General features: G+C 35.4%; 13 protein-coding genes. 11 read left to right on the forward strand and 2 right to left on the reverse strand.

The features are described from left to right. Nucleotides 1-108: 108 nt before the first annotated feature. Together ACW6QP_RS11085 and ACW6QP_RS11090 are read right to left on the reverse strand one after the other, a co-directional pair. On the reverse strand, nt 109-792 hold the full coding sequence (locus ACW6QP_RS11085; protein ID WP_457910939.1) for a response regulator transcription factor: 684 nt from the start codon (nt 790-792) through the stop codon (nt 109-111). Then, nucleotides 785-2,269, reverse strand: coding sequence for a sensor histidine kinase (locus tag ACW6QP_RS11090; protein WP_457910940.1), 1,485 nt, complete (start codon nt 2,267-2,269; stop codon nt 785-787). The genes ACW6QP_RS11085 and ACW6QP_RS11090 overlap by 8 nt, the downstream gene beginning before the upstream one ends. Before the next feature lie 131 nt (nt 2,270-2,400). Here ACW6QP_RS11090 and ACW6QP_RS11095 point away from each other — a divergent pair, with 131 nt between their 5' ends. The 11 genes from ACW6QP_RS11095 to ACW6QP_RS11145 all read left to right on the forward strand — a co-directional run bounded on the left by ACW6QP_RS11095 (nt 2,401) and on the right by ACW6QP_RS11145 (nt 14,266). Further along, nucleotides 2,401-3,249 (forward strand): GLPGLI family protein, encoded by an 849-nt coding sequence (locus ACW6QP_RS11095; RefSeq protein WP_457910941.1) that lies wholly within the window; start codon nt 2,401-2,403, stop codon nt 3,247-3,249. A 221-nt stretch (nt 3,250-3,470) separates the two neighbouring features. Continuing rightward, on the forward strand, nt 3,471-4,298 hold the full coding sequence (locus tag ACW6QP_RS11100; protein WP_457910942.1) for a GLPGLI family protein: 828 nt from the start codon (nt 3,471-3,473) through the stop codon (nt 4,296-4,298). 5 nt (nt 4,299-4,303) lie between these two features. After that, nucleotides 4,304-5,128 (forward strand): GLPGLI family protein, encoded by an 825-nt coding sequence (locus tag ACW6QP_RS11105; protein ID WP_457910943.1) that lies wholly within the window; start codon nt 4,304-4,306, stop codon nt 5,126-5,128. Further along, on the forward strand, nt 5,115-7,769 hold the full coding sequence (locus tag ACW6QP_RS11110; protein ID WP_457910944.1) for a carboxypeptidase-like regulatory domain-containing protein: 2,655 nt from the start codon (nt 5,115-5,117) through the stop codon (nt 7,767-7,769). The genes ACW6QP_RS11105 and ACW6QP_RS11110 overlap by 14 nt, the downstream gene beginning before the upstream one ends. Nucleotides 7,770-7,947: 178 nt before the next feature. Then, nucleotides 7,948-9,351 (forward strand): TlpA family protein disulfide reductase, encoded by a 1,404-nt coding sequence (locus ACW6QP_RS11115; RefSeq protein ID WP_457910945.1) that lies wholly within the window; start codon nt 7,948-7,950, stop codon nt 9,349-9,351. A 606-nt stretch (nt 9,352-9,957) separates the two neighbouring features. Continuing rightward, nucleotides 9,958-10,245 carry a hypothetical protein gene (locus ACW6QP_RS11120; protein WP_457910946.1) on the forward strand — a complete coding sequence of 96 codons (288 nt, stop codon included), beginning with the start codon at nt 9,958-9,960 and terminating at the stop codon, nt 10,243-10,245. Nucleotides 10,246-10,448: 203 nt separating this feature from the next. Then, the gene (locus ACW6QP_RS11125; RefSeq protein WP_457910947.1) at nt 10,449-10,994 is read left to right on the forward strand and encodes a hypothetical protein; all 546 of its coding nucleotides are present in this window, start codon (nt 10,449-10,451) and stop codon (nt 10,992-10,994) included. A 281-nt stretch (nt 10,995-11,275) separates the two neighbouring features. Further along, nucleotides 11,276-11,596 carry a helix-turn-helix domain-containing protein gene (locus ACW6QP_RS11130; protein WP_457910948.1) on the forward strand — a complete coding sequence of 107 codons (321 nt, stop codon included), beginning with the start codon at nt 11,276-11,278 and terminating at the stop codon, nt 11,594-11,596. After that, nucleotides 11,596-12,858 (forward strand): type II toxin-antitoxin system HipA family toxin, encoded by a 1,263-nt coding sequence (locus ACW6QP_RS11135; RefSeq protein WP_457910949.1) that lies wholly within the window; start codon nt 11,596-11,598, stop codon nt 12,856-12,858. Before ACW6QP_RS11130 ends, ACW6QP_RS11135 begins: the two co-directional genes overlap by 1 nt. Nucleotides 12,859-13,291: 433 nt before the next feature. Further along, nucleotides 13,292-13,486 (forward strand): hypothetical protein, encoded by a 195-nt coding sequence (locus ACW6QP_RS11140; protein ID WP_457910950.1) that lies wholly within the window; start codon nt 13,292-13,294, stop codon nt 13,484-13,486. A 60-nt stretch (nt 13,487-13,546) separates the two neighbouring features. Beyond that, on the forward strand, nt 13,547-14,266 hold the full coding sequence (locus tag ACW6QP_RS11145; protein WP_457910951.1) for a GLPGLI family protein: 720 nt from the start codon (nt 13,547-13,549) through the stop codon (nt 14,264-14,266). Nucleotides 14,267-14,301: the final 35 nt, after the last annotated feature.

The raw sequence follows: 14,301 nt of genomic DNA on the forward strand, positions 1-14,301 counted from the left end.
GTTTTAAGGGTTAATATTTCTTGTTTCAACTCTTTAAATATAATCCTTAACTGTCAGATTTTATCGTGTCTATTTCATCTAATACAATCGAAAAATAGAGTGCGTTCATTAAACGATTAATTTATAACCATATCCTCGCACATTTACTATCTGAATATTCTCATCCTTTTTTAGTTTTTTTCGTAGTTTGGAAATAAAGACATCCATACTTCGGGCATTAAAGAAGTCATCATTCCCCCAAAGTTTTTTAAGAATGACGGACCTATCCATTACCTCATTTTTATTTTTGCAAAGGTGGTATAGAAGATGGGTTTCGCGATGTGTAAGGAGCTCTTCCTCTCCATTTCGGTGAACAAGGGTTTGCTTCGGAAAGTTAAACACAAATTCTCCTATTTCAATTATTTTCGTTCTTTCGAGAAGTTTTCTCCGATCAAGCAAATTTTGGATGCGTACAATTAATTCTTCCATACTAAAGGGCTTTTTTAAGTAATCATTACCACCAACCCCAAATCCTTCTACAACATCTGCCGGTTGGGATTTTGCTGTTAGAAAAAGTATAGGAATATCTTTATCGCCCTGGCGAATTTCTTTAACCAGGGTAAAACCATCTTTTTTAGGCATCATCACATCAAGAACGAGAATGTGTGGATTATTTTCCCTATATTTTAGTAACGCTTCATTACCATCCCTCGCCGGAACTACTGTAAAATTTCTTGTCTCGAGGCTTTCCTTTACGATTTGCGCCAGGGCCGGCTCGTCTTCAGCAAATAAAACTTTAATCTTTTCAAGCATTTTTTGGAAGTTTTATTTCGAAATTCGTTTTTTTATTCAGCACTATATCGATAGTTCCACCGTGCTTTTCAATAATGCTTTTTGTATAATATAGTCCGATCCCGAAGCCTTTGATATCGTGGGTGTTCCCTTTTGGAACTCTATAAAATTTTTCAAAAATTTGATCAGCTTGAGATTTTAATAGGTTTCTACCATTATCGCTTATTATGATTTGAACCATCTCATTTTCTGAAATCACTTGGACTTCAATTTGATTTCCTCCGTATTTAACCGCATTATCTAAAATGTTGTTAATCGCATTCTCAATATGGAATGGATCTACTTTAATAAAAAAATCTTTTTGAACAGTTAGAGTGAAATTTTTATCAACTGTCGCTATTTTGTATTTTTCAACTAAATCTGAAATGAGATTAGTTAAGGAAATTTCTTCTTTTTTTAATTCCAAGTTATCTCCATCAAGGGTAGCTGTTTCCAAAAGTTTTTCCACCATAACCTGTAGCTTGTTGAGCTGGTTGTTTGAGACTTGAAGATAAGTCTTTGTCTTTACTGGATCATTCTCTGGGTTAAAAAATTCAATTCCTTCTAAAGCTACTTTTACCGTTGAAATTGGAGTTTTAAATTCATGAGTTATATTGCTTATAAGATCGTTTTTAAGCTCTGCAAGATTTTTTTGGCGATTGATGATCTTCAAAAGAAACAGTAATGAGCCAAAAACGGCCATTATTAGCATTGTTGATAAAAATAATCCTAAGAGATTCCGCTTAATAACAGTTGCTCCAATGTTTGTGAAATAAAAATCAAAATGACTTTTTTTTGGAAGGTAGGCTGAGTTGGAGGTTATGTGTAAGGTGTCTTTCTTTTCCAAAGCCTGATTAAAATCTTGTTTTTCCTTTGATGGGTTCGTATATACAAAGTAATATTTAATGTCTAGGTTCTTCGCTTCCAACTGTTTCTTTATATACTCATTAATTACATCTAATTCCAAAGTGTCTGTAGAAAGAGATAAAATCACCCTACTGGCTAATTGTACTGCTTCAGAAGAATGAGTAGCCTTTAAGAGTTTATTAGAATCTCCTCCATTCTCATCAATAGGCAGTACAGAAGCAGATAAGGAGTCCTGTATTTGAGTTTGAGACCCTCTAATAACATTAATTTCGGAAATTCTTTCTGGCTCTATGTTTTCAATAGCTTTTAAGCCATTGTCGGAATTATCTATGTATTTAAAAAGGTTCTTTACCTGAGCGTTTTCCATTACATTTTCGTCGCCTTCCTTTAATGTTATGGCTAAAGTGTTTTTTTCGGCTAAATCTATAAAGTAGGAATCTATTGCACTGTCAAGGCTGCTTAGTATTTCATTGGATAGCTGTTGCTTCCCTTCCTGATAGTTCCTGTAATTCCAATAAAATTGGATAACTATTGTACATAAAGTCACAAGACTAATAAAATAGAGAATCGTTCTGTAACTGTTAATCTTCATACCCAAAAGTAATTTAAATAGAACAACTTTAAATTTCGGGTTAACACTAGTTAACACTAAATAACAGCAGGTAACGGTGAAAACCTAAATATTCTTGGAGATTTACCATTGTATTTAAAATCCCATGAATAATGAAAAATAATATATTACTAATCTTGGCATTCCTTCTTGTTCAGGCCAATCTTTTATCTCAAAACCAAGAGGAGGTGGAAGGTCTTTTTCAGTATAGGGTCATATATGATCTTCATTATCAAACAGACTCCACGGATGTTGATTCCAGAAGAACAGAAGAGATGATTCTATATTTAGGAGAAAATTTTTCCAGATTCTCAAGTTTAGGTAAAACCGTAAATGATTCTTTACAAAAAAGTTTAAAAAAGCCTTCATTTAATCCTGCAGATTTTCAAAGAATCCAATCTCAGATGCCGAAAACAGATTTCAATTACAACATTTATAAGAAAAGGCCAGAAGGAAAAACTTTCTACACTGAAGAAATTGTAATGGATAATTTTGAATACATTGAAGATGAAAAATTAAATTGGAATATTCTGCCCGAGGTCGACACCCTTGGAGGGTACTCCGTTCAAAAAGCAACCGTCGTTTTTGCAGGTAGAAGTTATACTGCCTGGTTTGCCGAGGAAATTCCAATACCTGAGGGTCCATACAAATTCTATGGATTGCCCGGGTTAATTCTAAAGATAAGCGATGCTAAAAATCATTATGCATTTAAGATGGTTGAGTTTAAAAGAATTCCCCAGCCTTTTCCTTTTACATTTACTGAGAAAGATTACATCCAAACTACAAAGAGCAAATTTTTAAAAGCAAAAAATGAATTCGAAAGAGATCGTATAGCATATATTAACAATATTCCTGACGTGTCCATCTCTGTATCTTATGACTCCCCGGCAGATAAGAACAGAATTGAAAGTCGACGGAAAGAAAAACGGAAGAAAAATAATAACCCTATTGAATTGGAATAGGCTACAGGAAATTACCTTAAATTTTACATTGTTCAATTTTTAATGACTTTAGCATCTAGTATATTCCTGAGTAGGAATTCTAATTCTTAGAATTTGAATAATAACTTAAATTGTAGTTTAATCACTATTTTTGTAGTTCATAATTTGTTGGTTAGATATTTTTTCCACATATTGTGAAAAATTTTCAGATTTTTCAGTCATCTATTCTAAATCTTTCATCTATGCGAGTTTTATTTTTGCTTTTCTTTATTATAATCTTTTTCGATTTTTCTGCTCAGTCTCAAAAAAGTTCAAACCTGGATTATAAAATCACCTATGATCTAACTTATAAATTAGATAGCACTAACCTGGATGATGTTAAGAATGAAAAATTCTTTCTTTACCGGGGTGGGAATAGTTCTATGTTCGCAAGCGAAGGCAGAATCTTGCAGGATTCTCTCAAAAGAAAAGGAACAGGTAGCCTGGATATTAGTGAAAGAATGGAAAGGATTAGAACGAACTTCAAATATGTGATCTATAAAGGAATTCCTGAAAATAAGATTTCCTATACCTATAGAATAATTCGGGATAATTTTAGATATGAAGAAAATCTGAATCAATTCGCCTGGGAAATTTTGCCAGAAACCAAGTTAATAAAAGGATTTACTGCGCAAAAAGCTACAACTTCATATGCAGGGAGAGATTATGAGGCCTGGTTTACTTCTGAAATTCCGATTCCCGACGGGCCTTATAAATTCAACGGTCTGCCGGGGCTGATTCTTGAAGTCGCCGATAGCCAGGATCACTATGTTTTTACTTTCCTTGAATTGGAGAAACTTAAAAATACATCGCAGCTGGAATTTAATACTTCAGAATTAATAAAAACAGATAAGGATAAATTAGGATCACTCATTCAAGATTACAAGCTTAATCCGTTTGCCACTCTGGAGCGCAGCAATACTCCAGATAAAACCATAACAATCAATTTTAAGGAAGGCCAGAAGGAAAAGCTTCTCAAGGAGGCAAGAGAGCAAGTTGCCCGGGAGAATAATCCTATTGAACTAAATTAGATACTATGACAAGTAATTACAGCCTAACCTTGATCTTATTGATAATTTGCCAGACGGCCTTTTCGCAAGGTTCTGTGAAAGATGCGTTTAAATACAAAGCAACTTATCAAATTACCTGGCAAATTGATTCTACGAATGTGGAATCAGTTCAAACTGAAGTTATGGACCTATACCTTGGAGACAAGGTTTCCAGGTTTTCCAGCCGGGAGCGATTGGCCGGGGATTCCTTATTGCAGGCACGAAGAAAAAACCCCAAAGAATTCACCGGAAAATTCAGGGGAGCACCTCAAACAGAATTTGATTATTATATCTACAAGGGAGTAGGCGATGGAAAGCTCGCATTTACTCAAAAGATAGTCAAGGATAACCTGATGTACACCCAGAACCTGGATCAATTTGAATGGGAAATACTTCCGGAAACGAAGGAATTTAAGGGATATCAGGTTCAAAAAGCCACCACAAATTTTGCCGGGAGGAATTATAACGCCTGGTTCACTCCGGAGATACCTATTTCAGATGGCCCATATAAATTTAACGGGTTGCCCGGGTTAATAGTGGAAGTAAGTGATGATCAAGATTATTATTCCTTTCGCTTAACCGATTTTAAAATTCTAAAAGAACCGGTTCCATTTGAGTTTGAGCCTAAAGATTATATTGCTACCAGCAGAGAAAAATACCTTCATGCTCTATCAGAATATGACCGGAGCCCTATTGATGCCCTGGAACGTGTTGGGATCACTATGAAATTCAAACCAGGCCAAAAGGAGAAAATGATGAAGGAACATAAGGAAACACTGCAGAAGCGGAATAATCCTATTGAAATTGAATAAAAGCGCGGTTTTACTCATCCTGTTTTTTCTACTTCTGACGTCCCAAGCAAAGTCGCAGTCGATTCTTTCAGGCAAGGTGCTGGGTGAAAATAACCAAAGCCTTAGTGGCGCAACAATAATGATAAGCCGGGATTCCACAAGCTCTATTCTGGCCTACGGAATTTCAGACGGCAACGGAAACTTCAGCATAAAGCTTAAAAGCGATATTGAATCCCTTTTTCTAAAAATCTCTTACATAGGTTACACCACTTCGCAGCAAAGAATTCAGAATAAAGATCAACATCTGGAGATTAAGCTTTCCCCATCATCTGAAGAATTGAGGGAAGTCCTGGTCGAATCAAAAATTATCGAACAACGGGGCGACACCTTAAATTTTTCGGTAGCGGCCTTTAAAGATCAGAAGGATAGGGTAATTGCTGATGTTTTAAGGAAAATGCCGGGGATTGAGATCCTTCCCGGAGGACAAATTGAATACCAGGGAAAACCCATTCAGAAATACTATATAGAGGGACTGGACCTTTTAGAAGGACGCTACAGTCTTGCTAATAATAATATCTCGGCCGATGATGTTTCTAAAGTGCAGATTCTGGAAAACCACCAGCCGGTGAAGCTCCTGGATAGTTTGAAATTTTCAGAAAGAGCTTCCCTGAATATTAAACTAAAAAAGGAGGTCACCACCAGTGGTACTGCCGAATTAGGTACCGGCTTTTCACCTTTGCTCTGGAAAGTCAAAGCCACCCCAATGATCTTTACAAAAAAGAACCAGGCGATTGTCACTTATCAGGCAAATAATACGGGCCACGATGTCTCGAGAGAAATTCGGGATTTTTCGTTTTCCGATTTTGGGCGGGAAGAATTCAATATCAATAAAAGGGATTGGCTTTCTATTCGAGGTCTTGCAGAACCGCCTTTTTCCCAGCAACGCTGGCTGGATAACAATGTTCATCTGGGGTCAGCCAATTATCTTATCCGATTGAAAAAGGATGTGGATCTAAAAACCAATATTTCCTACCTCAATGATGCGCAACGGCAAATAGGGAATACCCAAACCCGCTTCTTTACACCTACCGATACTATTGATCTGGTTGAAAACACAAACAACGACTTATTCTATAGTACCCTTCAATCTAAATTCATCCTCGAGCGAAATTCAGATGAAAATTACCTGAAGAACGAACTGGAATTTAACGGTCATTGGGATTCCCATAGAGGATTTATAGATATCGGGAATTCAGAAGTCCTGCAGCGGCTTTCCAATCCCTTTTCTGTAATACGCAATAAACTGCGTATGCTAAAACCTATTGGAAAGCAGCTTATAACCTTTAGGTCAAATACCGGCTATACCAAAGCCAACCAAAACCTGAAGGTACAACCAGGCCAGTTTGAAGCTCTGCTCAATTCGGGACAATCTTTTACTGAAGTAGGACAGGAGGTAAGCTCTACCGCCTTTTTTACCGATAACTCTGCCGGAATGACCAAAAAGATTAGTGGGGTAACCCTTTCACCTGAAGTTGGTTTTTCTCTACAAAATCAATATCTCAAGAGTCAACTCAGCATTTTTGATGAGACTGAAATGGAAACACTCAATGGAAATTTCAGAAATAACCTCGACTTTCTCTCCTCCCGAATTTACTTTACCAGCAGGTTTGCGTATGAAAAGGATAACTGGAATTTCAGACTAAATACTCCGGTCAACTATAGATCTTTTAATATTGAAGATCCCACTTTGAATGAGAATCAGCAATTGAACCGTTTGACTTTTGAACCCGATATTTACATTCGCAATAAACTCTCAGCTTTTTGGGAAACCAGTGTTTCTGCAGGAGTGAGTAACGAATTTGGTGAGATCAACAGAATGTATTACGGCTTTATCCTCAATAATTACCGAAGCCTTCAGCGTTATAATTCCCCCCTCCCCGAAGATCTAAGTCAAAATTATAGCTGGCGTCTTACCTACAGGAATCCGCTTACCTCCTTTTTTGCCAACACCTCATATTCCCATAACCGAACCAGGAGAAATTTATTATATAGCAATTTAATTGGTAACAATGCGGCCACAGTTTTGGAGGCCGTTGAAAAGGAAAATTATTCATTCTCCCATAACTGGAATATAAAGGCCAGTAAATATTTTAGTAAATTAAATACTACCTTGAGTCTGGGAGCTACATTTTCGATTTTTGAAAGAGAACAGCTTTTAAATCAAAATTTGGCTGAAGTCTACAATGAAAATCTAAGCTTAGATCTCGACCTTGAATCTGAATTGACGGATTGGTTAAGCGCTTCTTATTCCGGGAATTTAAGCTTTTTACAAACCAGCATTGAACAACGGAATATAGATGCAATCAAAACCCAACAGCACAGCCTGGATTTGTTTTTTTACGTGGCAGAGAATCAATATTTCAGTCTTAATTCAGAATATTACTTCAACAATATTTCGGCTCTAAACCGTAACAATTATTTTATGAATCTCAATTACCAGTATACTTTTAAAGATTCAGGAATAGATCTCGAGGCGAGCTGGAATAATATTTTAAATACTGATGAATTTGTGCGAGTGGCCAATAATGAATTTGCATATATTCAAAGCACCTATAGGCTGAGGCCCAGCCAGATACTTGTAAGTTTGAAATTTTCTTTTTAGAGAAATTAAAAATAAAAGAAACCCTTAAATTGGACTGCCCTCTGGTATTCCCATTTTGAATTTAATTCGAAAAAAGATGCCGGTTAAATTTATGTAACTTAACCATATGCGAGTTTATAGCTAGTTTAAGGTTAATCGCTATTCTAATTGAAAATACTAATTAAAAAATGTGTGGTTTTTGAGATTGACAGAACCTGCGCTTTTTGAATCCCAATTAAAAATGAAAAGAATTCTAATTTATTTCGGTTTTATCTTCTTTGCGGTAAGCTGTGAATCTATAGATGAAGATAAAACAGTTGTTGAATTTCAAATTGCAAATATAACCACCGAAAAAATTCAAATATCAAATCGATTTTATGATTATCAACAAAAAATTAAAAGTAATAGTAAAGGAACAATTACTTTAGTGGATACACTTAACCTGCCTTCCTCTGGATACTACAGGCTTTATTTTAACCAAAACAGTATTCCCTTATACTTAAGGCGCGGAACAAAAACTAAAATTCAAATTGATCCATATTTCTATAACAAAATCTCATATTCAGGAGATTCTAAAGAAGAAAATGAATACCTGCTTAAAAAATTAAAACTAAAAAAGGCATTTAATGAAAGGCCAATTTTTGCTAAAAAAGAGGCTGAATTTTTAGAGGAATTATTTAAGTACAAGGAAAATATCGTTAAATTTTTGAATGATGCCGATGTCCAGACTGATTTTAAAAAGCAGGAAATAAAGGAAATTGATTATGAAATAGCTACACAGCAACTTCTATATCCAAAAATACAAGCTCACCTAAAAGGTGCATATCCAGACTTGAGTGACGATTTTTATAAGAACCTGACTTCACTAAACTTCACTGACACTTTGAATTATTCCTCTTCCCAGACCCGTAGATATCCTTCGATGGTGAAGTATTATTACGAGAAAACAGCAAAAGATAAACGCAAAGAATACGGGAATAATGTAATTCTTGCTTACCTAAGAGAAATAGATAAGGATTTTCCAAACGGAGATGTAAAAGATGATCTATTTCGACATATGATGATTTATGATTTGAAAAAGGGGCCAAACCTGGATAATATTTACAATACTTATAAAAATGCACTTAGAAATCAGGAATACATCGATAATATTACTGCACAATATATGGCCTTAAAAAACTTACATATTGGCGAAGAGGCTCCAAATTTTGCTTTGGAAAGTTTGAATGATGAAATTATAAGTTTAGAGAGCTTAAAAGGGAAAAATGTTTATATAGATGTTTGGGCCACCTGGTGCGGCCCCTGTATTAAAGAACTCCCTGCTTTTAAAAGAATGGCAGAAAAATATGAAGATATAGAGTTTGTATCTATATCAATCGATAAAAAGGAACATTATGAAAAATGGAAGAGAGTGATTAAAAAATATGGCTTAACCAATACCCAACTGATAGCTTATGATAAATCCGATTTTCAAAAACAATATGCCGTCGTAGAAATACCCAGGTATATTTTAATCGATAAAGAAGGAAAAATAGTGTCTTTAGATGCACCTAAGCCTTCCAATGTAGATTTTGAAGGAGTTTTTAATTTAGGATTAAATTAATTCCAATTCTCCCGCTTACCCCATTTCCTTTTGTTACACTACAGCCAATGCGGTGCGCTACCATATCTTGAACCAGACTGTTCCAGTCCCGTTCGCTTATACTGCTATAAGAACTTTATAGGTTCACCAAAAACCCTTGCCTATAGTTGCCTCCCCTTTAGATGCCAAATAATCAGTAATTGAAATTACCCGGAATGCATAAAGCCGGCTAAAGCCTATTTATAATTCCTCTGTAATTTCAATTCCTGAAAGTCGAATGCATCTAAAGGTAAGGCGAAGGCTCTGGAAGAAGTAAATGATTAATTGATTTTGATGTTCAGCTATTAAGATTTCAGTACGTATTTTTTGGAAATTTCTAAAGGAAAAGGCTCAGGATGAAAAAAGTAAATGATTCAATTTTGGATTATACTTTAACCCGGATTATTTTTTATCAACAATCCTTCTTTATCCAAAATCCATCAAATCAGCACAATTCAATACAATTAAAATTAGCCTTCATTTTATTTGTATTCTGTTGTTGTAAATTGCATTTAACAGGCTTTTTATCAATAAGTTATCAACATAGACAGGGTTTTTTATTTGTTCGGATTAGGCTAATTTTATTCGATGGACAAGAAATCTCTGCATCCTTTTTTACTTAGTCTGCACGCCTTAGAGCGTAAGATGGAAGAGCTTATAAGGCTTCAAAAGGTTCATCCTTTTTCACAAACCGAATATCTTCTGCTGGATAACGCCGATTTTATCCAACTGTTTAAGATTACGCCTAAAACGGCTAAGCATTGGCGGGAGTCAGGTCTTATTGAATACATTCCAATTAAGGGAAAGATCTATTACAAAATCAGCGATGTTAAAACCTTTATAGACCGGTATCGCCAACAACGACGACAGCCTTGAGTTCTTTTCAAATTTCTGTGCCTATTCAAATGCTTATAGACGCTCAGCTAAATGGCTACCTTAAACCTTTGCGGTTTTTTCTATTTCTAAAACTTTGCTTTTCCCACGGGAAAACTGAATTAGCAGATTCTGATCTTTGCGCCCTGCAGCATTACTCGATGATTAAATCTAATAAGACCACAAAAAAGTACTTGAACTTTCTAATGGGAAAGGGCTGGATACGTAAAAATGAGAAGACTGGCTATTACATTCTTAAATCCCTGGATAAAATCAGGGAAGAGGAAGACTGGACGGTTAGAAAAGCATTTCCTATTGATATTTTCAACTACCATGACATTAAGGCTATTACCGGAGCGGCCATCTATGCTTATTTGCATTTGAGTTTCTGGAGAAAAACCAGGAGGAAGAAAAGCGTACAGATAAAAGGCAGTACCTATCATTTTCTCTCCCCCAGGTTTAATTTTTCAGAACAGGGAGCTCCTATTGCCTTATCGGGTTTGGCGTCTATATTTAAAGTTTCAGAAGCTACTGCAAGCCGGCTGAAAAAGCTGGCAGATACTTCCGGTTTAATCGAAGTAAAAAAGCAGTATTCCAAGGAATCTTTAAATCAAAAAGCAATGCAGCGCTGTTTGAAGTATAATGATACTTCAAAAAACCTGGTATATATCGATGGTGGTTACAGACTGCAGCTAATTGACACTATTTTCCCTCTATTTCCCTTTATTACCAGGAAAAAACTGAATGCATAAAGAAAAGGCTATATATAAATATCAAAAAATATTAATTCCTTTTACTTACAAGGGCGAAAGCCCTGTTTGAAAGTTTAAAATTAAAAGTGGGGGTCAAAATGGGATAGGGCAGTCCCGGAGCTTATTCTAAAATGGGACATAGCAGTCCTGGAGCTTATTCTAAAATGGGACTGCGGAGTCTCTTAGCTTGTTCCGTATATAGACTCATCCTTTGGGAATATTAATATAAGAGGAAGTATTATTTACATAAAGGTGTATATTTGTAAAAAATATTTTACGTTATGCCTGGAAAGAATGTAGCATTATTGCCAAAGAACAAAAAGCTTTTAGAAGCTGTAGGTGAAAATATTAAGTTAGCACGTTTACGAAGGAAACTAACAATGGATCAGGTTTCAGAACGGGCAGGGATATCTCGTCCCACACTATCTTCCCTGGAGAAAGGAAGCCCGGCGGTTTCTTTAGGCATAGTTTTACAGGTTTTAGTGGTATTAAATCTCGAACAGGATATATTGTTTTTAGCCAAGGATGATGTATTAGGTAGAAAAATTCAGGATGCTGATTTAACTATTAAAGAACGTGGTCCAAAACACAACAGGAAATAATGGCACCGCAACGAAAAGAGATATTGGTTTTTGCACATTGGGAAGGAATTGAATCGCCATTCTTAATGGGAAGTTTATATGCAACGCCCTCCAGAGGAAAAGAAATATTTTCTTTTGAATACAATAGAGAATGGTTAAAATCAGAATATGCACAGATCATAGATCCCGATTTACAATTATTCGAAGGAGCGCAGTATCTCAATGATGAGAAATCTAATTTCGGTATATTTTTAGATTCCTCACCTGACCGTTGGGGCCGGGTATTAATGATGCGCAAAGAGGCTGCTATAGCAAGGGAAGAAGACCGTCGCCCTAAAACTTTAATGGAGTCGGATTATCTATTGGGGGTTTTTGATAATAACCGAATGGGAGGCCTACGTTTTAAAACAGCAAATAGTGATGTTTTTCTTGATGATAATGAAGCGATGGCCGCCCCACCTTTTGCTGCACTTAGAGATCTTGAGTTTGCGAGCTTAGAGCTGGAGAAAGAGGATGCCACTGATAATCCTGAATATATCAAATGGCTTAATATGCTAATGGCACCAGGATCTTCATTAGGAGGAGCAAGACCTAAGGCAAATATACAGGATACAGATGGTAATTTGTGGATTGCTAAATTCCCCAGTCAAAACGATCAGCAGGATATGGGTGCCTGGGAAATGCTGGCTTATCAATTGGCTATTCAATGCGGTATTGAAATGGCACCTTCAAAAATTGAAAAATTTTCGCATCATCAACACACCTTTCTGACCCAACGCTTTGATAGAAGTAAAGATGGGACTCGTATCCATTTTGCCTCAGCAATGACTCTATTAGGTTATACCGATGGCACCGACTATCAAGATGGAGTTAGTTATTTAGAGCTTCTGGAATTTTTAATGCAGAACGGGGCCGACATCGACAACGATCTCAAAAAATTATGGAGTCGCATGGTTTTTAATATTGCCATTTCCAACACCGACGATCACCTCCGTAATCACGGGTTTCTTTTAACTGATTCCGGATGGATACTTTCTCCTGCTTTTGATATCAATCCGACTCCAATTGCTTCAGGTTTAAAATTAAATATTTCAGAAACCGATAATGCATTAGACTTCGAATTGGTACGCGAAGTCGCACCTTATTTTCGGTTGAAGGAAAAGGAAGCTAATGCCATAATAAATAAAATTCAGAAGAATGTGGGGGAGTGGCGACAAGTAGCTTTAGACCTGGGTATTTCAAGAAATGAAATGGAATTAATGGAGAATGCATTCAGATTTTAAAATTTTTAAATACTATTATTTTCCCGAAGCTTGTTTTATTAAGGAAATGCGGAGTCTCCTTGACTTGTTCTCCAAGATAATTATTCTGCACAGTTTTAATTATTAAGAATTTGACAAACTCAGAATTAGATAATTTCAAAAAATTATCTAACAAAAATAATTATTATACATTTTTAAGGGTATGATATTGATGATTAATCAATAAAAAAAGGTGAATTTAAAGACCTTGTTTCAAAATTCTGAACTTTATCAACATTCAATATACTGTTAAACAGAATCTTACAATAAAAGTACGGTTTAACCATACTTTTATTACGGTTAACTTTTTTGCTTATTTGATTTATTCCGCTAAGTTGCAGTATATAATTGATCAATTATTAAGGAGAAACCTGAAAATCCTTTAAAGAGTAGGGATTATTTTAAAATTTTTATTATGAAAAAATTAGTTTTACCCTTAGCTATGACTTTTTTTATGGCCCCGATGTTCAGTTCAGTTAATGCAGCTGAAGAAGAAAGCAGAATTTGTCATGAAATAGCTGTAGGTTACGCCGAGTACCAAGGTAATGAAGGTTTAGAATACAGTAATGACTATATGGAGGCATATAATCAATGTGAGAACCATATGTAGTATTAAATTGAGGTTATTTAACTTAATTAAATAACCTCAAACTTTAAATTTCAAATTATCATGAGAGTGTTAATATTACTTCTTATTATCTCATTTATTCAGTTAGATATCGAATCAAAAAATGTTGAAGCGATATATAAGGTGAGAATCAATCACGATGAATTTGGTTCTATTCCACCGAATGCTGCGGGGAAAATACGCAGGGTTCAAAATACCATTCCGAACATAAACTTTATTTTATGGTCCACCCCAGATGAGAGTCTTTTTAAAGTAGAGGATAAATTAGCTGCAGATTTTGAAGAAGGTGATAGACGTTCAGCAATAATTACTTTAGGCGGAAACGGTATATTCTATAAAGATGAAAATAGGAAAATTCGTAATATGGATATCTTAGGCGATCCAAATGTAAATGTTTTAAATACTGAAAAATTTGTATGGGATATCAAAAAAGAAACAAAAACCATTCTGGGCTACAAATGCTTTAAAGCATTGACGACTTATAGCATTATTAGTAAAGAAGGTAAATCAATTGAAAGAGAAATCACAGCCTGGTTCACACCCGAAATAAATATTTCTTCCGGGCCCCTAGACTTGGAAGGCCTTCCAGGTCTTATCCTGGAAGCTACAAAGAACAAAAGATATACTTTTTACGCCAGTAATATTAGAATTACTAAAAAAGATCTTGATATCCAGGTGCCGAAAGCTAGAAAAACAATAACTCAAAATGAACTTGATAACCTGGTTAGGGAAAAATTAAAACAAATAAGATCACAATATTAATGTGAATCTACTATATGTGATTCCTAGTTGGTAAA

Source organism: Salegentibacter haimaensis (assembly GCF_054121495.1).